The sequence below is a fragment of the Thalassorhabdus alkalitolerans genome, assembly GCF_042656525.1.
Taxonomy (GTDB): Bacteria; Bacillota; Bacilli; order Bacillales; family Marinococcaceae; genus Thalassorhabdus; species Thalassorhabdus alkalitolerans.
Map to the genome: position 1 here is coordinate 175,831 of NZ_JBHSOZ010000002.1, position 25,309 is coordinate 201,139.

The 25,309-nt window shown below is 42.5% G+C and carries 19 protein-coding genes and 1 pseudogene; 4 read left to right on the forward strand and 16 right to left on the reverse strand.

What is annotated here, in order from left to right:
- The first annotated feature begins 211 nt into the window (after positions 1-211).
- Together ACFPU1_RS00880 and ACFPU1_RS00885 are read left to right on the forward strand one after the other, a co-directional pair.
- On the forward strand, positions 212-427 hold the full coding sequence (locus ACFPU1_RS00880; RefSeq protein ID WP_054637852.1) for a hypothetical protein: 216 nt from the start codon (positions 212-214) through the stop codon (positions 425-427).
- 300 nt (positions 428-727) lie between these two features.
- Positions 728-1,780, forward strand: coding sequence for a DUF6612 family protein (locus ACFPU1_RS00885; protein ID WP_385937399.1), 1,053 nt, complete (start codon positions 728-730; stop codon positions 1,778-1,780).
- A 95-nt stretch (positions 1,781-1,875) separates the two neighbouring features.
- Here ACFPU1_RS00885 and ACFPU1_RS00890 read toward each other — a convergent pair whose 3' ends face one another.
- From ACFPU1_RS00890 to ACFPU1_RS00920, 7 genes and pseudogenes are all read right to left on the reverse strand, one after another.
- The gene (locus ACFPU1_RS00890) at positions 1,876-2,250 is read right to left on the reverse strand and encodes a DUF8042 domain-containing protein (protein ID WP_385937402.1); all 375 of its coding nucleotides are present in this window, start codon (positions 2,248-2,250) and stop codon (positions 1,876-1,878) included.
- A 301-nt stretch (positions 2,251-2,551) separates the two neighbouring features.
- The gene (gene fliT, locus ACFPU1_RS00895) at positions 2,552-2,917 is read right to left on the reverse strand and encodes a flagellar protein FliT (RefSeq protein WP_385937405.1); all 366 of its coding nucleotides are present in this window, start codon (positions 2,915-2,917) and stop codon (positions 2,552-2,554) included.
- Positions 2,917-3,291: pseudogene (gene fliS, locus ACFPU1_RS00900) on the reverse strand (flagellar export chaperone FliS); the annotation flags it as partial. The gene fliT and the pseudogene fliS, both read right to left, overlap by 1 nt.
- A 504-nt stretch (positions 3,292-3,795) precedes the next feature.
- A complete protein-coding gene (locus ACFPU1_RS00905; protein WP_385937408.1) occupies positions 3,796-5,604 on the reverse strand; it encodes a flagellar hook-associated protein 2 in 1,809 nt (602 codons plus the stop codon).
- 587 nt (positions 5,605-6,191) lie between these two features.
- Positions 6,192-8,186, reverse strand: a complete 1,995-nt coding sequence (locus ACFPU1_RS00910; RefSeq protein WP_385937411.1) for a methyl-accepting chemotaxis protein — start codon at positions 8,184-8,186, stop codon at positions 6,192-6,194.
- Between the two features lie 270 nt (positions 8,187-8,456).
- Entirely contained in the window at positions 8,457-9,314 is an 858-nt protein-coding gene (locus ACFPU1_RS00915; protein ID WP_385937414.1) for a glycoside hydrolase family 16 protein, read from the reverse strand.
- A 154-nt stretch (positions 9,315-9,468) separates the two neighbouring features.
- The gene (locus ACFPU1_RS00920) at positions 9,469-9,615 is read right to left on the reverse strand and encodes a hypothetical protein (RefSeq protein WP_157843055.1); all 147 of its coding nucleotides are present in this window, start codon (positions 9,613-9,615) and stop codon (positions 9,469-9,471) included.
- A 275-nt stretch (positions 9,616-9,890) separates the two neighbouring features.
- On the opposite strand from ACFPU1_RS00920, the gene ACFPU1_RS00925 reads away from it, so the two are divergent.
- Entirely contained in the window at positions 9,891-10,352 is a 462-nt protein-coding gene (locus tag ACFPU1_RS00925) for a hypothetical protein (protein WP_385937417.1), read from the forward strand.
- A 465-nt stretch (positions 10,353-10,817) separates the two neighbouring features.
- Here the strand turns inward: ACFPU1_RS00925 and ACFPU1_RS00930 are convergent, their stop codons facing one another.
- From ACFPU1_RS00930 to ACFPU1_RS00940, 3 genes are all read right to left on the reverse strand, one after another.
- Complete coding sequence (locus ACFPU1_RS00930; RefSeq protein WP_385937420.1) at positions 10,818-12,605, reverse strand: flagellar hook-associated protein 2; 1,788 nt, start codon at positions 12,603-12,605, stop codon at positions 10,818-10,820.
- 108 nt (positions 12,606-12,713) lie between these two features.
- Positions 12,714-13,082, reverse strand: a complete 369-nt coding sequence (flaG, locus tag ACFPU1_RS00935; RefSeq protein ID WP_385937423.1) for a flagellar protein FlaG — start codon at positions 13,080-13,082, stop codon at positions 12,714-12,716.
- Between the two features lie 104 nt (positions 13,083-13,186).
- Entirely contained in the window at positions 13,187-14,890 is a 1,704-nt protein-coding gene (locus ACFPU1_RS00940) for a methyl-accepting chemotaxis protein (protein WP_385937426.1), read from the reverse strand.
- 216 nt (positions 14,891-15,106) lie between these two features.
- Here ACFPU1_RS00940 and ACFPU1_RS00945 point away from each other — a divergent pair, with 216 nt between their 5' ends.
- Positions 15,107-16,444 (forward strand): hypothetical protein, encoded by a 1,338-nt coding sequence (locus ACFPU1_RS00945; protein WP_385937429.1) that lies wholly within the window; start codon positions 15,107-15,109, stop codon positions 16,442-16,444.
- Between the two features lie 53 nt (positions 16,445-16,497).
- On the opposite strand, the gene ACFPU1_RS00950 is transcribed toward ACFPU1_RS00945, so the two are convergent.
- The 6 genes from ACFPU1_RS00950 to ACFPU1_RS00975 form a co-directional block, all read right to left on the reverse strand.
- The gene (locus ACFPU1_RS00950; RefSeq protein WP_100400247.1) at positions 16,498-17,946 is read right to left on the reverse strand and encodes a carbon starvation CstA family protein; all 1,449 of its coding nucleotides are present in this window, start codon (positions 17,944-17,946) and stop codon (positions 16,498-16,500) included.
- A gap of 147 nt (positions 17,947-18,093) precedes the next feature.
- The gene (locus tag ACFPU1_RS00955; RefSeq protein WP_385937432.1) at positions 18,094-18,828 is read right to left on the reverse strand and encodes a LytR/AlgR family response regulator transcription factor; all 735 of its coding nucleotides are present in this window, start codon (positions 18,826-18,828) and stop codon (positions 18,094-18,096) included.
- 32 nt (positions 18,829-18,860) lie between these two features.
- Entirely contained in the window at positions 18,861-20,594 is a 1,734-nt protein-coding gene (locus ACFPU1_RS00960) for a LytS/YhcK type 5TM receptor domain-containing protein (RefSeq protein ID WP_385937435.1), read from the reverse strand.
- A 138-nt stretch (positions 20,595-20,732) separates the two neighbouring features.
- Entirely contained in the window at positions 20,733-21,776 is a 1,044-nt protein-coding gene (locus ACFPU1_RS00965) for a D-alanine--D-alanine ligase family protein (protein ID WP_385937438.1), read from the reverse strand.
- Between the two features lie 68 nt (positions 21,777-21,844).
- The gene (locus ACFPU1_RS00970; RefSeq protein WP_385937441.1) at positions 21,845-24,346 is read right to left on the reverse strand and encodes a YheC/YheD family protein; all 2,502 of its coding nucleotides are present in this window, start codon (positions 24,344-24,346) and stop codon (positions 21,845-21,847) included.
- Positions 24,347-24,429: 83 nt separating this feature from the next.
- Positions 24,430-25,281, reverse strand: a complete 852-nt coding sequence (locus ACFPU1_RS00975; RefSeq protein ID WP_385937444.1) for a flagellin N-terminal helical domain-containing protein — start codon at positions 25,279-25,281, stop codon at positions 24,430-24,432.
- Between the last annotated feature and the right edge of the window lie 28 nt (positions 25,282-25,309).

The following is a 25,309-nucleotide window of genomic DNA, read 5'->3' on the forward strand; positions in this document are numbered from 1 at the left end:
CAGTTTATCGATTATTTCTACTATTTAATAAAATTTATTTATTCCTTACAATCCCTTTATACCAAGATGTAAACCTCATTTCGTTTGATGAACACGCAAATTATAAAAAACGAGACCATTGACCCATTGGAAAAATTCTGGAATAATAAACGGTAGACGAATTATTTTCCTACTTACATATGATAATAAATAAAACATTTACAAAGGAGTGATGATTATCCTTACCGATAAACTATTTATTATAGAAGAAGTAAAGCCTAAAAGGCGCTTCTTTGGTTTATTAGCAGGGGAAAAGTCAATTGAACGGTACGTCTCTCAAGACTTTGACAAAGCACTGGCATACCTTAAAAAAGCAGAGGAGCAGCTGAAGGAAAACAAAGAAAGCCATTTTGTTTTAAGAGGAGCTCCGCCTGAAAACATTTGCTAAGTAAAAAAGCTTTTGCCTGACACTCTGGCAAAGGCTTTTTCTGTATCCCTTTTTGTGGAGTTTTTTTCGCTAACAAAGCCCCACTTAAACTGAGTAATTTGAAGCCTTTTTCGTTGGAACTATTTATAATCTTCAACTCTTATAGTATTTTAATTACTATGGAAATAATTGCAATATTATACATAACAGCAGGGAATAAACTTAAAAAAGTGTCTCTTTTGCAGACTGTATAATAAGTTCTGCGCATATGGTACGCTTTAAAAGAACATAATTGGCTATTGAAAAAGGGGAGGAGTTTTTATGAAACCCATTAACTCATGGATTGCCCTGGTGCTTATGCTTGGTTTTCTGACTGCCTGCGGCGGTAATGAGGAAACTCAGGAAGAGGCTGTAACTACCGATCCTGCCGAAATAGAAGACCAAGAGGATTTAGAAGAAGAGGAACAAATAGAGGAAAATGAAGAGCCAGCTGCGGAAAGTGATTTACACGCAGAAGAAATAATGTCCCGCACAACAGAAGTGATGACGGACGTAGAAAGCTATGCAATGGATATGTCCATGGTTCAGGATATGGATTTTCAGGGCGAGAGCATGTCCATTACGACAAACACCTCCTCTGAAATAATGCTTGATCCGCTTAGATACTATGAAAATACCATTATGCAATCTGATGAAGAAGGCATGGAAGAAATAGAAGCTCAAACCTACTACGGAGAAGAGGGTCTTTTCCTTAAAGACTCAGTTGAAGACCAATGGTTCAAGCTCCCTGATGATTTCAGGGATTCTGTCAATGAACTGGCCCAGCACTATGAAAGCCCTGAAGAACAGCTGGAGCTTCTCATTCAGTTTGAAGAAAATATAGAGGTAAGCCAGGCAGATGGTGAATACATCCTGGAGGTATCAGGAGACAGTGAGCAGCTCAAACAGCTGGCTCTGGAAATGACGGGGATGCTTGAAGGGGATATCTCAACGATGGTTGACCAGCTGTTTGCAATGATGGAAATTGAACACTTGGAATACACCTTGTTTATTGATGAAGAAACTTTTTATCAAACAGGCATGACGATGGACATGGAAATGACAATGAACCTTGAGGGTGACGATTCCTTTACTACGTCACAGCAAATGGAAGCGACCTATAGCAATTACAATGAAATAGAAGAAATTGAGATTCCAGAAGACGTTGTTGAAAACGCAGAAGAACTGAATTTTGAAGAGCTTGGCAGTATTCAGGACATGGAAGAAACAGATCTTGATGATTTGGATATTGATCAAAGCGAGCTCGAAAACGGGGACACCGATCAGGACGTAGACGACAACGAAGATGATGAGGAAGAGAATGACGAAGAATAAATAAAAGCTGATCCAGAGGTTCACTCTGGTTCAGCTTTTTGTATATGACAAATATTACACTCCTCGGTGTGGTGCCAGGCACCTCACTTGGAAACTCATTTTCCAGCAACCTGCCACACGATAAGCTTCCAGCGTTGAAAAGCAGGGATGATTTCCTTGGTCAGAAAACGAAACCTCTCTCCCTCCTCATTCAGCTCTTCAATGGCGGAGGCTTTTTCTACTACTTCTTGAAAGCGATTAAGCTCTTCTTCATGCTTTTCCTCCCGTCCAAAGATGTACTTCATCGTCATATTCGATGCATCAAATGGAACGAACCCTTCCATCATTTGAGCAAGCAGCCGATCCCCGCTGTCTGTGTGACCTTCCCGGTAAAACGAGCTGACTGACATCAATCCTTCTTCCACCGTATTCAGCCATTCCATATATAAACGCAAAAACTTTCTTTCCGACTCCCTTAACTGCTGGGACACTCCAATCCCCTCCCTTTATCAGGGGTGCCTGGCACCACTGCTGTTTGTAATACTGCTGTAATATTCACTGGCCTTTTTCAGGCGCTGGCTCCTACACCTATGGTAATAGAAACAGACCATATTTTAAAGGTGCCTGGCACCACAATCGGTTGTTACATGTTTGTAATTGTCCAATCCGTGCTCCTGCACCAGGGGGCGGCGGTTTCGCCCGGTCTCGGCCCCGGACACCTTCTCCGTCCGGGTGCCTGGCACCAAAAAGAGAACTTGGCAGGGAGGTCTCTCTCTGTGCAAGTTCTCTTGTCTATTTTTTGCTATCGAAAAACACACCATCAACGGTTGTGCCCTCGTATGGATTCTCGTACCTCTGGCCTGTCTTTCTTTTCTTCTTTAACGCTCTGATGTCAGCGCTGATGACTGATTGGATCTTTTCCATTTGCTCTTCAATTTTTTCATTCATCCTCAGGACTTCCATGCCTAATTTACGGTCTGTTTCAGAAAATGAAGGCTTTTCCTGCAAAATCTCCTTAAGGAGCCGGTCCCTCGATTGTAGATAATCCTCAACTGCTATAATATACTCATCTCTTTCGTCCAATCCTTTTGGAAGTTCCCTGCTCAGATGATGAGCTAATGTTTTAGTTGCCAGAAATAAGGATTTAATTTTTGACATTAGATTTGCCCGCCTTCATTATGACGATGCTGGCGGTCAAGCTTAATGACTTCTTTCCATGTGTCGCGAAAATCAGCAACAAACTGTTCTGCTTCATCAAGTGCCTTCGCATCATTATTAATATTCGCTTCTACCAGCCTGTGATGAATAAAGTCATACATTTGAAGCATGCTTTGCCCAACCTCACTGTCCGTCTTTAAGGTAACCATCAGCTCACGAATGATGTCCTGTGCCCGGCTCACAAACTTATTTCTGGCTTCTGCATCTCCTTCTTCAATAGCAACCTTTCCTTTTTTGATAAATTTAAGGCAGGCGTTATACAAAAGCATTGTCAACTCACCAGGCGAGGCGGTTTGCAGAGCATTTTGCTTATATTGGTTCGAGGCGCTGGTGCTCGCCGTTTGATTCCCCGCTCTTACTTGGCTGCCGTCCCGCCGGGAAGCTCCCTCACCCCCGGCGGTTGCCGCTGTACCAGGCCGTTCGATCACTTTTGCAGCCACAGGAATCCTTCCTATGGCTGCTCCACCCTTGCCAGCTTCGGGCTGACTTTGCCCCTGCCTGCCTGCATTTTTGTACGCTTCGGCCTCCTGCATATTTTTCTTATAAACTGCCTGTGCATTTTGAAAACTCATGTGTCTGTCACCTTCCTTGCAAGCTTCTTTAAAACTTCACACCGACCGGACTGCTTTTCCCCAAACACGTTTTTTATGTAAAATGCCGCCACCCTTTTTTCACGTTCCATCCGTGTGGTCCTTGTTCGATTGTCACCAGGGCTTTTTCCGTACACTTTTCCTTGCTTACTCTTTAAAGCTTCTTCCATCTTACGACATTTGTCACGGTTTCTCTCTATAATTCTTTAAAAGTTTCGTCATTTCCTCTTAATACATGCCAAACATTTGAGAATAAATCATATTAGCCTGATTATTTGCTTGTGCCATTGCCTTTTCCATAGCGGTAAATTGTCTCCAGAAACGTTCTTCCGTCTGCTGCAGACGTCTTTCAAAGTCAGAAATACGCTGATCGATGGACCGGATGTTCCTGCCTAACGTAAATTGATGGTTTTGCACTTTTCCTCGCAAACCGCCAGCTCGATCAGCTATTCGATCAATCGATTGCCCTAAAGAGTCACGGAGCCGCCTGCCAATGCCTTTTTCAGCTGCTGTCGGACCGTCTGCTGTAAACAAAGCAAACACCCCGTCTGGATCAGCTTCTATTGCCGCTCTCAGCTTCGTTTCATCAATTTCAAGCTTTCCTCGTTCTGTATAGTCCCTGGAAGTAGTAATACCTATGGTGGCAAGCTGGCGGAATTCCGTATTAAGACTAGAAGTCACACTTCCGTAAATATCTGTTCGGAATCTATCCAAGGCTCCTGAAATCACACGATCATTTCGAATCATTCCACTTTGGGCCCGTTCCTCCCACTTTTCAATTTCACGATCACTCATCGCTTCTTTCTGTTCATCTGTTAAAGGGGGGTAGTCCCGATATCTGGTTTCGGTCAGCATCCCGTTTACTTTTTCTAGAATCTCATTGTATTCATCAACAAACCCTTTAATGGTCTGAAACACTTTGTCGGTATCAATGGAAGCTGCAAGAGTTACAGGCGGGTCGTCCACTCCGAAAGTATCCCTTAGCGTGAGGGTCATTCCATTGATTGTAAACGTATTATTCGGACGCTCTGTTTCTAGACCGTTTAAGGTAAATACGGCATTCTGCCCTCCTTGGGAGCCCGGCTCGCCATCATTTGACAGCTTTAGAGCACGGGTGAAAAAATCTCCTTCAAAAAGAATTTCATTTCCCCCTGGGTTAAAACTTCCGGTTTGCGTCCTGGTTACGGATACTTTATCTGAAAAAGAATCATAAAACACATTGACACCTGCGTTAGACCGGCTGATCTCCTGAAGCACCTGATTCATTGTCTGTCCGTCTCTGACAATAAATGAATTCTTCACTTCTTCTCCATTAGTAGTAAAAGTAGTGATGCTTCCGGTCGTATATCGGCCTTCTCCTTCAGTGATATATTGAACATTCACCTGCGCTCCTCTGCTGACTGTGTCAGCAAAATCAAGCCGCAGCCTTCCGTCTTCCTCTTTCGTTACCAATACCTGCCCACTGGAAAGACTGCCTGCGTCTCCTTCAGTGACGACCTCATAAGAGCGGCCTCCTATTTTTACTATCGTATCCTCCAGGGCATCGGCCTTAATGGCTTCCTTTTCAAAATAAAAGGTTGTCCCTGCTTGATCCACACGCTTTGTTTCTTGATTAAATACTCCCTGCTTCCATTCCATGTCCTCTGACAAAGCTTGAGTGTGTAACGCCTTGGCAGCATCAAGAGTCCCGCCTGAGATAGGATCAGAGCTGTTTTGAGAAGCCGCTGAAGCCAACTGGCTTACTTCTGTGATCCGAAAGGAAGAATTCCCTGCCGTTGAAGCCGCCGTTGCCGTCACACGGCTGTCATCGGAAGAGCTGACTGTCCGAGCAAGCATATTGGCGCTTCTCATCACTGTGTCAAATATATTAGTACGAAAGGTATCAAACATTCGGTTGACTTCACGGTAAGATTCCATCTGCCACTCAATGATCTGCTTTTGCTGAAACATTTTATCCATCGGCATACGTTCTACCCGCATTAAATCCCGAATCATTTGATCAGTGTCCATTCCGGACGCAAAACCTGAAAGTCTCATGGCTCTCCGCCTTCTTTCTTTATTTAGTTGTCTGGTTACCGATATGTATTTGTCTGATTTTTATTATTTAATGAAGAACATGCCACCTTCCCATGATGGATCATGCCTTTTTTCTTTTATCGTCAATGACACAGCTTTCTTACAGCCTTACCTGAAAAGTTCCATAAAAAGCAGGTCCATAGCACTAATGGAATCTTTTCCATAAATCCTTTCCCACCTCTTTCAAGGTGGAGTCGACGAGTTCTTCAAAGCCAGTCCTCACAACTGCCAACTAATTCCGTGCCGATAATATGAAAAAACCCGCCTGAACATCAGACGGGTTTTGGTGTCGAACAAACAATTTTCTCTAAAAAGATAACAGGATACCATTTTGGCGGCAATTCTCTATATATCTTTTGGGTTTCCGTACATATAGTGTAAACGATAATTCGATCTTTTTTTACAAAAAATGTGAAAATTTTATGTCTCCTTCAGGATTTTTTCAGCTTTAGAAGAGTCCCACCTCTCATTCTTGTCCTAACAAAAGAACGGGAACCTCTTCACAGGTGTTTGCTGAAATTTTTACTAAAGTCTCTTCCAATTTCGTGTTACTGCTGAATTTCCTTTACCTGCTCCTGGACGGCAGCACTTGTTTCATTCAGACGTTCAGAGGCTTCACTCAGCACAGTGAGTCCCCTTACAAGCTCTTCGGTGGATGCAGATATTTCTTCGGCTGCTGCGGCCGTATCCTCACTGACGAGGGATATATTTGAAACCTTTTCAATCGATGCACTCCTTGCCTCATTCATTGCCTTGAGCTGTTCTGCTAACGTCTGAAACAAATTCCCCATTTCATCTATATAACCTGCAATATTCGTAAAGGATTGATCAGTGTCATTCACAGCGGCCACTTGTTCAGATGAAAGCTCCATCGTTTTCTTCATTTCATCCTTCACCTGGAGGCCGCCATCTTGAATGCGCCCTACTGTTTTTTGAATTGTTCCAGTCGCCTCTGTTGATTGCTCGGCAAGTTTTCTCACTTCCTCAGCTACAACAGCAAAGCCTTTTCCATATTCCCCCGCCCTTGCCGCTTCAATGCTCGCATTTAATGCAAGTAGATTTGTCTGCTCAGAAAATCCCTGAATCATATGAACGACATTGACCACTTCCTCCGTCTGCTTCGTAAATGTTTCAACGATGTCATTCATCGTTTGTATGATTTTATCGTTTTCAGAAGTCTTCTCTCGAAGCACACCGACCTGAGAGAGACCATCCTTACTCATCACCGCTACGGAGTCCATGAGTTCATTCATATGGTCAGCCAGTTCATTGGATTTTGTAATCTGCACAGAAAGATTCTCAATTTCAGCTTGTACACTGTTTACATCATCTGATTGCTGGACAGCTCTTTTTGCAACTTCAGTAGAAGCTGCCGCTATCTCCTCACTAGAAGCGGTGGATTGCTGAACAGTCGCACTCAGCTCCGCAGCTTCCTGGCTCGATTGCCTGGAGGATAACTCCAGAGAACCTATCAGTTCCTGAAGCATCCGGATCATTTGGTTAAATCCTTGAGTTAGCTGGGCCACCTCATCCTTTCCTCTTACCTTTGCCTGTGCAGAGAAGTCACCATCCATGACCCGCTCCACATCACGTCGCAGGGAAAGAATCGGGGTTGTGATCTGGCGCCCGACAAGATAAGCGATCACAATAGAAATACCAATCGCCGCAACTGAAATAACAATAAATAAATTACGGAGCTCGTTTGCCGGTGCTGCTACTTCTGCATCTGAATAAATTGCTGCAACCGTCCAATCAATTCCTTCCACTTCTTCATAAAAGACCGTGCTTGCTGTCCCTTGGAAATGGGTTGAAACACGTCCACTTGTATCGTCAGAAGCAGCCATTTGCTGGACAAAGCTTTCCTCGCCTAAATGAGTGCCCTGAATTGTATCATCTGGATGGGTAACAGCCATCCCTTCATTATGTAGTAAAGTAATATAACCGTTATAGCTTATGTCAATGTCTGCCATCATAGCAGACAATTCATCTAAGTAAATATCAACCCCGACTACTCCTATGACTCCATCACTGCCTTCTACCGCCTTGGCCGCTGTGATAACCATATCTCCTGAACCAGCATCCTCATAAGGCTCGGTCCATATGACATCATTAGTCTGTTCGCTGGCGGCGAGATACCATGGCCGGACAGTCGGATCAAAATCATCTGGAAGGTCTATCACAGGCGCGGTGAACATCTCTCCATTTTCCGCTCCGATATATAGAGTGTCAGCCCGTTCATCCAGCTCTACAAAATAAGCAAAATCCTCAGCAATGTCCTCCCACTCTTCATTTTCCTCAGGATCATTTTCCAAAAAAGAAACAATACTCCCATCATTGGCATAGCGGTGAAGTGATAAAGAAAATTGCTCTAAATAGGCTCCCAGAAACCTTTCCACTTCTGTTGTAACCGTTGCGGCTTCCCTCTCTGTAGCAGAGGATATTTCTTCACTTGTATGAAAGTACATAAAAACAGAAACAGAAATAATAGCAATCGAAACCAACCCGCTGATCAAGAGGATCAGCTTTGTTTTTAAAGAACGCACGGAATGTTTTCTCCTTTCCTGTTTGAAAAAAATTCCACCTTATATAAGCCATTCCGATTTCATTGCCCCCTCGCGAATCATCGGAATGACTGATCGTAACCGTTTATATATAACCCTTACTCCTTTCTTCCCCTCTGTTCCCGTTAGCTGCATACCCTTCAGCTTTGGACATATGGGTTATATCGACTTTCTTTCTCCACATTTAAACATTTCTTTATTCTAATCCCAGAAGATAAAAAAGCCCTCGCTGCTTTCCAGCAAGAGCTTCTTTTACTTAAAAGTTCCATTTCCATTTTTGAGGCCGTTGCTTCCTCTATTCTGACCAGGATGGGCTTTAGGTTCCTCTTCTGCCTGATTCTCCTCCGAAGTCTTGAGTTCCTGATCATTTTCTTCAATCGGTGTAAATGAAAAATCAGAAATTACCATTTCTACAGGCTGGTTGTTACTGGGTCCTTTACCTTGAAAGAGCCATAAATTTATATGAACTTTTTCATTTTGGCTGTCAGGGATATCTTCCCCAGAATATGTCCACGTTTGCAGCAGCCTGCCTCCTGTAGTGGCAGACCGGAAAACAATTTCCTCAGGAGTCCAGGTAAAGGAGTGAACCGTAGGCTCAGCAGCTTCCTCCCTAATTGTAAACATGCATTGATTCTCTTCTTTTATATAAGGCTGGACGGTATAGTAGCTATTGTGGTTGCTTTCCAGTCCCCACTTCGTGAATTCAATATCAATTTCACGGTGCTCTGCTTGAACAGCGTCCTCTGATTGCATATCATAGGTAAACAAACCAAGGACAGCATTTTTGTCTATATCAATACTCGAATCGACTTGAAAAGAATATGTGCCGTAGCCCAGTGTCTCGGTTGTTGATACTTCAGAACTGTACCACTGATTGTCCTGGCGGTCGATTTTCATATGCAGCCTGCCTTCGTCATCTACATTTACGTGATCTCTGGACCAATGGTTAGGACCCGGCCCCCATGTAAATTCACTTCCCGTATGCTTGACATCCCAGGTATAACCGCTGAAATTTACCTTCTCCAAGCTGGCAGCCTCCATTCCTTTTCCTTCACTACATAATAAAGCAGCAGCCAGCACAGCAACACAGCACGATGTAAACTTGTTCAAGTGATTTTCCGCCCCTTTTTTGGATCGTATATAAGTTATTATCGGACCTTTACGCCGGAATATAAAGCTATATTGTAAATAACAGGAAAACATATTTTTCATAGACACACAAAAAAAGAGACTACTATACATAGCCTCCCACCTTGTTTTCAGATTATGAACCTGTTTTCATAGAATCCTTTGTGACAAACCGTTCCTTGTACATTCGCTTTACTTCATCCTCGGACATATGCTGGACGACTTCACCTGGAATGCCTGTCAGACAGATCAGCATCTCTTTCATTTCCCCTGGACTTTGCATAGGGGCCACCTCCCATTTGCTTAGCTTTTTCATAAATTCATTATGACCAAGGTTCCACTGTTTTAATCAAATTAAGTCCAAGAGAGTAGTATTCTCTGTTATTTCTAGTTCTCTCAGTAAAATTCCTTTTCATTTTAAAAAAAGAAAGACATTATTACAAAATTCTCGTTAGGCGAAGTCCGAGTCTTTTAAAATACAAGCCGGCCTATCTGAAATAATTATCAGGACGGCAGAATACACATACGTGTAAAACACCTTGCAAAGGAGGGCCTTTCTTGAAAAGAAAACTCCCTTTTTCCCCGCACCTTGTACCGATTGCAGCCGGCTTAGTCATCCTTGTACTGCTTGCAGCTGCCCTGCTGCCTTCTGATGCCAGAAAGGCCGCCAAGACAGTAGAAGAATTTTATGAACTGGAGCAGGAAGCAAAATTTGCTTCTTCCTGGGAGCTGTTTCATTCCTCCATGCAGGAACATTTCCCAAGAGACAGCTATATATCAGACCGGCCCCATGTTTTTCAAAATCACTTTGATGTAGAAGATTATGAGTTTACAATGAGCAGCCCTGAAAAAATAAAAGAATGGCGGATGTTTGCAGATAGTGAGCCTTTGGAAGAGGTATATGAGATTGTGGTCACCAAAAGCTATGTCGGTAAATACGGCCACTTTGACTTTGTCCAGTTTGTCTATGTGACCGAGGAAGAGAGGGAGTGGAGGATACTCTGGGACTATAAAGAATGATAATTCGCGGCCGAGCAAAGTGACGCTGGCTGGAATTCGGTAGGTGGTGGGTGAGTGGGCAGACGTTGCACCCGATTCGGGCATTCTCTGACTTGTTAGGGCAGATGTGCAACCTCATTTCAGGCAGTCGGGGACTTGATTGGGCCGACGCGGAACCTCATTCGGGCAGTCGCGGACTTAATTGGGTCGATTATTGAATTAATTGGGTCAAAACTGCCGATAATTGGGTCAAACTTCACCATAATTGGGTCAAAACCGCCGGTAATTGGGTCTAACTGCACTATAATTGGGTCAAACACGTATTTCCCCGCCCATAATTGGAAATTACCAGAAAAGAAAGCCAGCAAGCAATCAGCCGTGCGGTGGCCAAAGGGGAAATGCCCGTTCAATAGCACAACACTTCCCCCTTCATAAAAAAACCTGTGGCCAGCTCTTCACGCCACAGGTTTTTACTATATATACTCCTTACATCCCCATGCCGCCCATTTGCGACATTAACTGCTCCATCTGGGCATTCGCCTGCGCCATGGCCTGTTCCATCCTGGTAAACTGAGCCCAGTACCGCTGTTCAGTCTGCTGCATCCGTCGCTCAAAGTTTGTCATCCGGTCATTCATTTGATCAATTTCGCGACCGATTGTAAACTGCTGGTTTGATGCGGCAGAGGCTCCGCCGGCACGCTGCGACACCTGTTCAATGGTGCCTTGAAGAGTCTCTCGCAAGCGCCGGGCCGCCCCTTTTTCCTCATATGTTTCACCGTTCGCTGCAAAGATTTGAAACACACCTTCTGCATCTTGAGCAATCGCTTCTCGAAGCTTTTCTTCATCTACTTCAAGCCTACCCCTGTCCTGATAATTTGAGGTCGTCGTAATGCCAAGCTCCGTCAAATGTGAAAAGGCCCCCTGATCTGTGTCCACAGATCCGTACATATCCTGGCGCATCCGGTCCAGGGCGCCAGAGAGCATGCGGTCATTTCGCAGCATCCCGCTTTCCGCCCGCTCATCCCACATTTCTTGTTCTCTCTCTGACATTTCCCTGCGCTGCTCGTCAGTTAATGGCGGATAGTCCCGGTACCTTTCCTCCGAGACCTTTCCATCCACAAGTTCGATCAGTGCATTGTACTCGTCCACAAACTCTATCACCTGGTCGAAAACCTGCTCTGTATCAGTCGAGACACCCAGCATGACAGATCCTTCCGTAAACGTATCATGGAGTGTAATATTTACTCCATCAATGGTAAAGGAATTGGAAGTCCGCTCTGTTTCCAGTCCATTTATCGTAAATTGAGCATTGTCCCCGCCACTTTCGTTACTCTCATCCAAATGGAGCACATCACGTAGAAATCCGTCAGAGAATTTGATTTCTCCGTTTTCAGCGGTTCTTGCTTCCTCACCTTCCCGGGCTTCGTTATACTGCCCCGTATCACTGCGGGTCAACGCCACCCGGCCAGAAAATTCATCATAAAAGGCGTTAACGCCCAGGCTGGAACGATTAATGTCACCAAGCACCTGATGCAAGCTGTCTGTGCCCGCAAATTCAAAGTTCTCTGTTACCTCCTCTCCTTCACTGTCATACGTGGTTGCATCAAAGGAAAAGACATGGGATTGATACGTTACCTCAAGACTCTCTCCCCCTTCAAATGAAGCATGAAATTGAAGAGTGCCCGTCTCATCATCAACCAAAACACTGCCTTCATTTAAATCTTCTTCCGAAGTGACTACACTGAAGCCTGGTACCTCTACACTGTCCGGGTCAATTGCACCACTTTCCAGTACGGCTATACCGCTGTCCTCGTTCACCTGTATCGTTTCCTGGTGCTCCTTTGTCTCCCAGTTCATTCCTTCATGGGTGCTGAGCTGGCTCCATAAGGAAGCATCCCCGTCCAGTCTTCCTTCTGCTCCGAGAATCTCATCACTGCTGACATTGCTTGCCGCTGAAGCAAGACGGTCAACTCTTGAAAGTGTATAGGAGCCTTCACCGGATGATGCTGATCCTGAAGCCGTTACCTTGCTTTCGTCTGTACTGCTTACCGTTGTTGCTGTCATATTTGCCCTTCGCATGATTCCATCAAAGGTCGTTGTCCGAAAATCAGCAAACTGCCGGTTCACTTCCCGGTAGGCCTCCTGCTGCCACAGAAGCAGCTGGCGGTCCTGTTCCATCCGGTTTAATGGCTCCCGCTCGGCTCTCATTAAGTCTGAAACCATTTGATTTATGTCCATGCCCGAGGCAAAGCCAGTCATTCTCATATCACTCATGTTTGATCCCCCATGTTTTTTTAAAAAGTGAATTCTTATGGTGGTAAAAAGAAAAAGGACAGAGAATGTTCTCTTGTCCTTTTTCTGTTGTTACATCTATAAACAGGTCTACACTTTCTTATCGACAATCAGACCTACATGCTCAAGCATGGCTGCAACGATATCCAGAAACTTTTCCGGAGGTATTTCCCGTACCACTTCCTCCGTGTTTCGATCCACCACCTGAACATATGTCCTTTCCAGCTTGTCATGAACATTGAACTTCAAAGCCGTTGCATTCACATCGAGCATCTGATTTAACCCGTTCACTTCCTGCAACAGCTTCTCACGATCCAAAGAAGTGGTCTTGCGCTGGTCTTCTGTACCATGCTTTTCCTCTGTAGCGGCCTTCTCGTGCTGACTGGTTGATTGTGTGTAGTGGCGAGAGGAATGAATGACTTCTTGAACTCCTGGTATGCCTGTCCCTTTTATTTCCATAAGAATTCACCCTCCGATTTTTTCACCTGATTCTTTTATCGGTCAAAAGAGGGGATTGTTAAAGGGTTCTGCCATTTTTTCTGCCTGCACCCAGAACGACTCTTCTATAACTTAAATGTTTTCACGGAGTCCTGAAGCTCCTCAGCCATTTCTGCAAGTGTTGTGGCAGCAGTGGTAATTTCCTGCATGGATGCATTCTGCTCTTCCGCTGAGGCTGCCACCTCCTGCGTATAACCAGATGAATCCTCAGCCACCTTGGCCGTTTCCTGTACCGATGAGGACATGGTTTCTGTGCTCGCAGATATTTGCTGAACAGCTGCCGATACTTCCTCCATTTGTGTACTGACAAATTGGATCGCTTCTGAAATGTCTTTAAAAGAACAGCCTGCCCGGTTCACATGATCAGAGCCTTCATTAACGGCCTGTTTGCCTTCGGACATAGACTCTACAGACTTTTGTATATCCTTTTGGATCTCCTGAATCATTTCACTAATTTGTTTTGACGATTCACCTGACTGTTCAGCAAGCTTCCTCACCTCTTCAGCTACTACTGCAAACCCCTTTCCATGCTCTCCAGCTCTTGCTGCTTCAATCGCTGCGTTAAGAGCTAAAAGGTTTGTCTGGTCAGAGATAGCAGTAATCAGAGAAACAATATCGCCGATTTTCTTAGATTTCTCACCTAATTGATCAATCATTGAGGAGGTATCATTTGTCTTTTCAAAAATGAATTTCATTTGGCTTACAGTTTGTTCTATGACTTCTCTGCCGTGCTCTGCTTTCGAAGAAGCCTGCTGGGAGGAATCATTGATCTCCTGAATAATGCCTGCAATCTGCTTCATTCCTGTTGAAATCTCCATCACGACATCATTTGTTGAATTCGCACTGGCCAGCTGTTCTTCTGCCCCCGCTGCCATTTCTTGAATGGAACTTGAAATTTCTTCCGTGGCAGCATTGGTTTCCTGGGCGCTGGCACTTAATTGCTCAGAAGAAGCTGCCACCTGCTGTGAACTTTCTGTAACCTGAGAGACGAGTTGACGAAGACTTTCTTTCATAGTGTTGTAGCTTCGGGCTAACGAACCAATTTCATCTTTCGAAGAGTCCGACAACGCAGTCGTGAAATCACCCTCTCCGGCAGAGGCAAGAGCTTCGGAAACCCCTGATAACCGTTTCGTAATACGTCTGGAAAATAAAAGCACAGCCCCTGCTGAAACAAGAGTTCCTGCTACTAAGACAATTAAAAATACAATGGTAGATTGGCCGATAATTTCATCTAATATTTCCTGTGATGCTCCTACATACCACATTCCGATGGTTTCCCCTTCTGCATCGTATAATGGCTGATATGCCGTTTGATAGGTAACTCCCGCAACATCAGCTGGACCTGTATATACGTTTCCTTCTTCCAGTACTGTGTGTGCAACTTCCTGGGAAGCCTGGGTCCCCACCGCTCTTTCACCGTTATTTATTACATTCGTCGTTACACGTGTGTCTTCCAGGAAAATTGTCACCGTACCCTCTGTCATGTCCCCAACTTCGTCTACCAGGTCGAAATTATTGGAAATTTCAACGTCACCTTTAAAGAGGACGCCATCCTCAACCTGCCAAGGACCCGGGTACTGGGCGTCAATATAGCTGTATCCCAAAGCAAGATCTGACTGGGCCTTTTCCACAGCTGTTCTTTCAATTCCATTTGTAATTTGACCTTGCACAACAAATCCGATCACCGTGGAAAAACAAAGCAAAATCGCAACAATTAATACATTAAGTTTCGTTCCAAGCTTAAGTTTATCAATAAAACCTTTCACCACTGCTCACCCTTCTTTACTCATATTTATGGAAGTAGGCACAACGAACCAAATCCTGCCAATATAAGTAATATCGTTTCGTTTTGTACATTGTTAATAGAGTACACGAATATTTATAGCTACAGAATTCTTTTATAGGTACATAGGTGTAATTATTTGCATTCATCTTTCTTTTTTGTATAATTTACCTAGGTAATAAGTCATAAAAGGAGGGATCAGGTGAAAAGGTATTGGATGATGTATGTATGCTTACTATTTGCTTTGTCTGCATGTGGTACGCAACCTTCACCTTCTGAATCTGGGGCAACAGCAGAAGATACAACGGTGCAAGAGGAAGACACGGGCAGCCATGAGGATACAGAAACCGATCAAAATGAAGAGATAGAAAGCAATACAGAAAGTGAAGAAGCATCGCAAGCCGGCAATTCACCAGAGTCACCGGAGAATAATCAACAACTAACAGAGGAGGAAGATAAGAAACAACAGGTCTTCCGAGACGGTACATATGAAAGAATCAGCCATACGAGTGGAGGTCTTTTAGATATTCAGGATAACGGTGACCAGGCTTTTTCTTTTGAGATTCACGTCTCAGAGGGAGCGAATGTAGGCCACCTTTCCGGAAATGCAAAGATGAATGAAGACTTTCAGGCTACATATCAAGGCCCTGACAGCTGTTCCTTAACCTTTGAGTGGAAGGATTCCAACATTCTCGTCTCATCGAGTGATGATTGCAAATACTACTCCGGAAACGGGGTGACATTCGACGGAGTGTTTTACGGGGAAGGTCATGCAGCAGAAATCGAGCCTGATACGCTCTCCTCCCTTGGGCTGCTCACAGTTGAACAGGAAGATCTTTTTAAAGCTATGGTCGGTGTTGATTATGAATTATTTTTATCTACCTTTCACCTGATCCAGGAAGAGGAGATCATTGATTCATTCGAGGGAGAGGCTTACTCTGCCAAGGTTCAAGGCCTGCCTGGCATGATGGAAGGAATCCTGATGCATGGCGACGGAGATGCCTTGTGGGCAGCGATTATTGATGAGGAAAAAGTGAAATATTACTCCAATAATGAAATTCTGGTACCAGAAACAATTGAAGAATGGGCCAAAGAATTTACTGAATTCAGCCACGTTCTCATGCCTGAAGAACTCTCATTTGAACAAAGGGGCAGCCTTCCAACTTCAGAAGAAGAGCAAGCAGCAGAGGTTTCAACAGAGGAAGTCTCTGAAAAAAAAGCTCCAGCAGCACAAGAGCCTGCTGCTTCCTGGGAAGGAGAATGGCTTATTGACGGAAGCTCTGACATCGGCGGATCTCTTACTATTTACAATGAGGACGACACAGGCTTTTCCTTTGATATCCATGTGTCTAACACCCATGCAGGCTCAGTGGAAGGCTATGCGGTAAAAGACGGCAGCACAGCACTTCAAAGCGCTGATGAGATTGGATGCCAAATGTCGTTTGTAAAAGAAGGCAACTCCATTACCACAACGGAAGGCTCGGAATGCTGGCAATGGAGCGGCTCCGGCATCCATTTGAACCATACCTTTGTAAAATAAAAATAAGAAAAGACCTGACTTTTTAGAAGCCAGGTCTGCTTTCGATTCATCATTTACGCTGCCTTATGATCTTGTTCTACCTCGTCCACATCAATTCGGCCGGCATTCAGTTCTCTCTTTGCCCGGCGAGTAAACAAGGCAATGACAATGGCCGTTCCTATGGCTGCTCCGATATAAGCGGAATTCATCGGAAGACCAAAGCCAATTTCAGCATTCAGAATATACGTGAAGGTTACCATTGTCATAAAGACTGCCGGAATACTTGCTATCCAGTGATTTTTCCGCTGTAAGAGTAGGTACATAGCCCCTACCCAGAGAGCGATCATCGCCGTGGACTGGTTTGCCCAGGAGAAGTAACGCCACAGCAATTGGAAATCAATAAAGGTTAACGCGACAGAAATGACAAACAACGGCAAGGCAATCATGAGACGCTTGATGATTTTCTTTTGTCCAACTTTGATATAGTCAGCAATAATCATACGAGCACTACGGAACGCTGTATCACCAGATGTAATTGGAAGAACAATAACACCAAGAACAGCCAGCGTACCGCCGATTGCACCAAGCATAGTGATCGCCACTTCACTTACCACAAGAGCCGGACCGCCTGCTGCAAGAAGTTCATTCAGATCTTGTCCGTAGAACAGGCTCATCGCTGCTGCTGCCCAGATCATCGCAATAATCGCTTCAGTAATCATCATTCCATAAAAGATCTTTCGTCCCTGTTTTTCCTTTTGCGTCGTCCGGGAAATGATCGGTGACTGTGTTGCATGAAACCCGGATAATGCTCCACAGGAAATCGTTAAGAACAACAGTGGAAAGATTGGTAGATTGTCAGGATGCATATTGGTAAAGCTTAATTCAGGAATCGGGGCACCTGTTATCACTAGCCCTGCACCAATTCCAACGGCACTGATGACAAGGAGCGCGCCAAAGTACGGGTACACTCGTCCAATGATTTTATCAATTGGAAGCATCGTTGCAAAAATATAATAAATAAAGATCAAAGCTATAAATAAACCAGTTGTTGCCCACATTGGCGTCAGGCCGCTAAGAAGATCAGCCGGTGCGGAAACAAACACGGTTCCCACAAGAACGAGAAGAAGGATGGCGAAAACGTTTACAACATGCTTCATAATCGTACCAAGAAACTTACCTGCCAGCTCAGGCAAATGAGCTCCTCTGTTACGAATGGAAATCATCCCTGTCAGGTAATCATGAACAGCACCGGCAAAGATGGCACCTAGTACAATCCAGAGAAAAGCAACCGGGCCGTACAGTGCACCCATAATCGGGCCAAAAATCGGACCCACCCCAGCGATATTTAAGAGCTGGATCATGGAGTTTTTCTTTGTGGACATTGGCACATAGTCCACTCCGTCATTCACTGAATACGCCGGAGTCATCCGTTTATCTTTTACACCAAAGACCTTTTCTACAAATTTACCATACGTGAAATAGCCGATAATTAAAATAACAATAGAGAGCAAAAAAGTAATCACTGGTCTCACCTCATCTATGATGTATGCTTGTTTGTATGCGCTTTCATAGTTTCATTATAGATGAATTTGTTACTTTTTTGTGAAAAATAGGCTATCATGTCGAAAACTGATGGTAACATGTCATACATCCTCACCTACCTGCAAGGATTACAGCTCAAGCTCCTCCCGTAATGCTTTTACAAAATTCCTGCTTACTGGAAGCTCTTCCTGGTATCCCTTTATTTTAAGCTGATAGGCACCATTCACCCACGGGATCAATTCCTTTACAGCTTGCAGGTTTACGATATAGCTTTTATGAATACGAAAAAAAGGCCAGCCCTGCAGCTTCTCACTTACCTCTTTTAACGTAGCTTTCGTTGAATACTGCTGCCCCTGGCTGTGAATAAGCGTTTCTCTCCCTTCCCGGTACAAATAATCAATGGTGTCAGGGGCTAAGTAAACGATTCGATTTTGACCTTCCACGGCAAGCTTCCCTTTTTTCCTTGCGTTTTCTGGCATAGTGTCAGAAAGAAGGATCTTTTCGATTCTTTTGATCGTTTCTTCCAGCTGTTCTTCATCAAAGGGTTTAAGTAAATAGTCCGTTGCCTCCATTCTAAACGCTTTGGCAGCATAATCAGGATAAGCTGTCGCAAAAATAAGGAGAGGCCTCTTCTTTACTTTCTTCAAATGCTCCGCTAACTCCATTCCATTCATCTGGCTCATCTCTATATCCAGAAAGATGACATCCGGCTCTTTTTGAAGGACCAGCTCCAGCCCCTTCTGTCCAGAATCGGCTTCTCCTGTCACCTCAATCTGGCTGTGTTCTTCCAGTAAATAGATCAGCTCACTTCTGCTGTGAGGTTCGTCGTCTACAACAATGACACGAATACGTCCTGTTTTCATAAATGGCCTCTCCTTTCCATGATCATTGATGCTTACGTACGTATATAAAAGAACACACAGGACCCTTCCCCTATAGTGCTCTCGATGTGAAGAGCCGACTCTTCTCCAAAGGTCATTTCCAGTCTCCGGTTCACATTATATACACCAATACCTGCTCCCTCTTTTGACTCCACCGATTGCTCTTTTAATTGAGCAAGACGTTCTTTTGTCATGCCCGCTCCGTTATCAGTAACGGAGACCCTTGCTCTGTCGTCTTCCTTTTGAATCGAAATCTTCAGCCTCCGGTCTTTGTATTTATCCTTCAGCCCATGCTTAAGGGCATTTTCAATAAGAGGCTGGAGCGTCATCGGAGGCACTTCCTTATAGAGAAGAGTGTCATCCACCTCATATATCACTTCGAGCTTATCAAAAAAACGAGCCTCTTCAATCGCTAAGTAAGACTTCACCTGGTTGAGCTCTTCCTCTAACGTCGTGAGGCTTTTCTCAGAAGCCGACAAATTTTTTCTGAAAAAATTGGATAAAGCCAGCAGCAGCTTCCTTGCTTTTGCAGGATCCGTCCGAATGAGAGAAACAATTGTATTAAGGGCGTTAAACAAAAAATGAGGATTCACCTGCGCCTGCAGCGCTTTAATTTCAGCCTCCCTGGCCAATTTCTGCTGATGTTCCACTTCAGCAAGCTCAAGCTGGCTGCTGAGAAGAAGAGACAGACCGCTCATAAGTTCCACGTTTAACGGTGTCACTTCTTTTTCGGCTTCAAAATAAAACTTTAACGTCCCGATCGTTTCTCCTTTTTGCTTAAGAGGAGCAATAATGGCCGCTTTGATAGGACAGTCCTTAACGCGGCATTCAATCTCTCCATCCTTTGCGATCTTCATTTTCCCTGTTTGAATCACCTCTTGCGTCGCCTTTGTTTTAATAGGACTGCTCCCTGCGTGATGGTCAGCCCCCAAGCCGCTATGTGCCAAAATGCTTTCTTTATTGGTGATGGCAACCCCGCTCACTTCTACTTCTTTTAATAAAATATTGCAGGCAGACTTGGCTGAATCCGGTGTTAACCCCTGGCGGAGATCATTAATTGTCCGGTCAGCAATTCTTAGCGCCTTCTGCGATTGAAGAGCCCCCATTCTCTCTTCTTCATTAATGACGTTTTGAATGATCAAAATAAAAATAGCCGTTCCGGCCCCATTGGCCACAATCATCGGCACACCAATCTCCTGCACTAACGCTAATGCCAGATCAAAGGGCCTGGCCACCCCTAAGATCACAGCCATCTGAATAGCCTCAGCCGCCGCGCCGGCAAAAAGAGCAACCGGCACAGAAATAATTCGCTGCTTTTTGAGCTTCGAATGAATCAGTCCGGCGAGAAGCCCGGCAATGACCGAGGAAAGCCCGCAGGCAAAGTCCGTAAAGCCCCCTAACGAGTAGCGGTGAAGCCCTGCAATCAAACCAGCGCCAAGACCTACTTTTATCCCGCCAAGAAGACCGGCCGCAACGACTCCAATGACTCTTGAGTTGGCAATGGCCTCATCCTCGCCCACAGAAACCGCCCAGCTCGAAAACACTCCCTCTTCCGGAGAGAAGGTCAAGCCCGTGTACGTTCCCACGATGCCAAACAAGCCAAAGATCACCGTGATACTAAACGCCTGAACGGTTGTCAACTGCCGCTGATCCAGCAGCTGCCGAAAGAAAGGAAGCCTCGTCATAATGAAAGCAAGAGTTACAATAATTCCGAGACGTTCAAACATTAACAACAGTAACTCCCACATCCGATGACCTCCTCCTTCTGCTATGTAGTGTGTCCATAAAAATAAGCTAACCCATACTAGTGTAGTGGTTAGCTTAGTGGATAGCAATTTTATTCTTTTTGAGATAATATAGCTTAAATAGATTAATACAAACCAACTTTATGAATAATTACCCTGCTTAATAAAACCCTTTTTTCTCCTGTGTCTTTCAACTGCAAATGCAATTAAGCTATCAATCAAATCAGTATATGACAAGCCAGTTTTTTCCCAAAGCAAAGGAAACATGCTGGTATTTGTAAAACCTGGAAAAGTGTTTATTTCGTTAACATATATCTTTCCCTTCTCTGTTAAGAAAAAGTCAGCTCGAAATAGACCTTCAATAGGAACTGCGTTGATGCATTTTTTTGCAAGTTTTATTAAATTTATGTAAGTTTCATTACTTATATTGGCAGGGACAATAGTGTTTAATCCTTGGTTATATTTAGCATGGTAATCATAAAAAATATTACTTCCAATATCCACTTCTCCAGCTACTGAAAATTTTATGTCATTGTTTCCTATACCGGCTAGCTCAATTTCACGAGCTTTCACAGCTTCTTCGACAATCACTTTATTAGAAAAGTTAAAAGCTTGAGACATAGAAAAGCTTAGTTCTTTGATTGATCTACACTTATAAACACCTATACTGGAGCCTAAGTTAGATGCTTTTACATAGCAAGGGAAACCTAGTAAAGATTCAATTTCCTTGAAAATTTTTTCTTTTTTTTCTATCCAATCACTTTTATTCCACCATAAATAATTTACCTGAGGTATCTTATAGCTGGAAAAAACCGATTTCATTATTATTTTGTCCATACAAATAGCTGATGAAGTTACGCCATTCCCCACATATGGTACGTCAATTATTTCAAATAAGCCTTGTAGGGTGCCATCTTCCCCATTGGATCCAAGTAACACAGGAAAAATAACATCGAACTTCGATAAATTATCAAATGAAAAAGGTAAATTGCTAGTTATCAATTCATTTGTGGAGGTCATTGTTTCAGTAACCTTTTCTTTAGAAAACCAACTTCCATCTTGAGTAATATAAATGGGGGTAACCTGATATTTAGAGTAGTCTATATTATCAAAAACCGACACAGCAGACTTTAATGAGACTTGATGCTCTGGAGACTTCCCTCCATAAAGAACTGCAATATTCATATTTATCATCCTTATTAAAGTAAGTAAGAAAAAAAACACTTGCGTTAAAACTGAGCCTTTGATTAATTTTATATTAAATGTTTTGCTAACTTTATTAAAAATTTAGCATACTTGAACTCAAAGTTTGCTACTGCAGGCTTGTTTATATTAGCTTCAATTAAATAAATAGATAAATCTCTAGTTAAAGCCAGATCTAAAGCCACTTCATTTACCGTAGTAGTGTGGTTTTTTTCAAAAGTATCTATAATTTTAAATGCCTTATTTTTAAGATTTTCTGTTAGCTTTTCATAAGATGTTTGAGGAAAGTTACGACCTAAAAATCCTTTCCATTCACTTATATAACCGCCTTCCTTCATTAAGGATATTTTATGGTGGTTGAATCCGACCCTAGGATACAAAGCTAGAATTTCCCATTCTTGTTTTTCGGGATCCTTTACCATGTGCACCCTTATATCAAACGGAAGGTTATCAATAGTCCTGGTTTCAATAAATTTTTGTACTACAAAGTTCTTTTTACTTGTTATATTACTAAAATACTTCTCATATTCTATTCTAGAGTATTTTGTTACCTGATCTTTGTATCTAACAGTGTAATTATTATTTTTTTTCTCAATAAAGTATATACCACTCCCAAAAGACCCTGATAACGGCTTTAGAATAACAGTTTCATATGAATCCGTGAAGTGTTTTAGATCATTGAAGGAGGTCACGTTTTTGTAAGGTATGATAGTATCTTCTACTTCTCCTGTTTTTTTTAAGAGATTATAAAAGTCTAACTTATTCATTGACCCTCCTTTATTAATGTTTGTAAAAGGAATGTCAGAGAACTCTTGGTAAACACCATCGTAACCCTGTATGTTTCGCATCCTGTACCTATCAATTATCACATCAGGGTAATTAAAAATATATGGGACCCATTTATAACTTTCATATATATGTCCCTTTATCTTCTGATTGAAGATATCTACATCTTCTGGAGAAAAACAAAAAAAGTTAACCCCTTCAAAGTTAGCAACATAAGCAGTTGCTTCTTTAAGAGCCATTGAAGATTCATCCACCTCTTTACTTATTAACATACCGATTATGGCTTTACCATTTAATTTGGCATGCTCCAATTTAGAAAGTTCACTTTCAAAAATTTGTGTCCCTTTCAATTTATCAAACTGGTTACTTAAAAATAACGCATTTTCTTTAATATACTTAGCATAAGCTATGGTATTTAATGCTCGTTCTTCTTCATGAAAGGTGGATTGAGGGCCGCCATTAATTTCATGGAGCCAAATCTTATTATTTTCATCTATTGCCAAGTCTAAACCAAGCTCATCTATTGCAGATCCATAACATTTATCTGTCCACCAAGCCAAATCAAAAGCTAAATTTACTAAGTTACTCTCTAAGTTGCCACTTTTAAGTTCTCCAAATTCTTTCTTTAAAAACTCATTTAATAGTCCGGTTCTCCCACCCCTACTAATATTGCTTAATATGCTTTTTTTGCTCCCAATCCTAGGATAAATTTTAGTAAGAGTCCATTCGCCATCACCATTCTTCTGCATGTGGGCTCTTATATCGAATGGGGACTTGTCCTTTGTTCTACTATTAATATATCTTTGAACCATATACTTTCCCTTTTCAGACAATAAGTAATGAATGAAATCTTTTAATTGGAAAGCCTGTAAGATTACTTTTTTCTTGTGGTCTCTAACTAGATATTTATTTTCTGCTTTCTTTTCTATAAAGTAAATTTTTTGTCCCTGTCTACCCAATAGTGGCTTAATTACTGCCTTTTTATTTTTCTCAATAAACTCTATCGTAATTGCTACATTTGTAATTACTTTAAATGGCACGAGCAATTCTGCAAACAATTTTGATTCTATGAATTTTGCTGGTAAATTTAATTTATCTCCAATGCCAAACGTGGTAAAAGGGATTATCTTTCTTAATTTTTTTTCAATATTAGAACGATTCAAAGAATTTGTAGGATTGATATTATGTATAACGTCTGGAAATTCAACAACTTTTTTTTGATATAGAGGTTTACCGTATACACTTGCTTCCACTTTCTCATTGAGAAAGTCAACATCCTCAGATGAGAAGAAAATTAACTTACTCCCCTGCAATTGGGCCTCCTTATTTAAAGCAGCTACTCTAGCTTCTGGCATTACTATTAACGGGTTATTCTGGCACAGATACACACCTATTATTATCTCTTTATTTTTTCTTTCTATAACTTCCCCTTTCAACTCTAACAATAATTTCTTAGATTGAGGGATTAAAGAGAATTGTAATATCTCTAAACTTTTATAAATAGTTCCCTTTTCTAAACTTTCAGCTAATAGAAAAATATTATTTGCTATTTTATTATTTATTTCCAGTACGTATTTACTCATTTGTTTGTTATTATTGATCCAAGTACTGATTACAGTAATGCCTTCGATTAACGACCCACATAAAAACACGCTCTCTTTAACTTTTTTACATCTTTGTAAATACGAGAGTTGTTCTAGTCCCTCTATAAAGGTGTTACAAATTTGTATTATTTGTTCAATATCTTTTGTTGCATACCTGCTCATATATATACATACCTTCTTTACTAAAATAAAGTTACTGTTAGAAAAGAGACTCTAGCAAAATCTAGAGTCTCTTTAATAAAAAATTAACCAAGTAATTGTAAAACAGACTGCGGTTGTTGATTTGCTTGAGCTAACATAGACTGTGATGCTTGGGATAAAATGTTCGATTTGGTCATTTCCATCATTTCTTTTGCCATATCTACATCTCTTATCCGTGATTCAGCTGCTGATAAGTTTTCTGAGGCATTATCAAGGTTTGCAATCGTATGTTCTAACCTATTTTGCATGGCACCTAGATAAGAACGACCGCTAGATACTTTTTCGATTTCAGCATCAATTAAATCAATGGCTTCTGTTGCTGACGATTGACTTTCTGAGATATCTATTCCTTCCATAGCTTCAAAAACCGAGGTTAAATCTACTCCTTCAGTGGTAAAGTCAATTTCTGTCAGCTGGTTGGAGTTTGCACCGGTTTGAATATATACAATGCCTTCTCCTTCTCCTCCAGCAGCTCCAGCTGTTCCATCGAGTATATTCTGCTTATTAAACTGAGTTTCGTCTTTTATTCTTCCAATTTCTTGTGTTAGTTGTTCTACTTCTTTTTGAAGCTCTTCTCTATCTACTCCTACATTTGTATCGTTAGAAGCCTGAACTGCTAGTTCTCGCATCCTTTGTAATATACTATGAGCTTCATCTAGAGCTCCTTCTGCAGTCTGAATCATAGAGATACCATCTTGTGAGTTACGGCTCGCTTGGTCTAAACCGTTAATTTGTGCCCGCATCTTCTCAGAGATTGCGAGACCTGCTGCATCATCACCTGCACGGTTGATACGCATACCTGAAGATAACTTCTCCATTGAAGATTGCATGTTGTTTTGGTTGATGCCCATTTGACGGTGTGTGTTCAACGCTGGAATGTTGTTGTTAATGATCATGATAAATAAATCCTCCTTGATTGTTGTC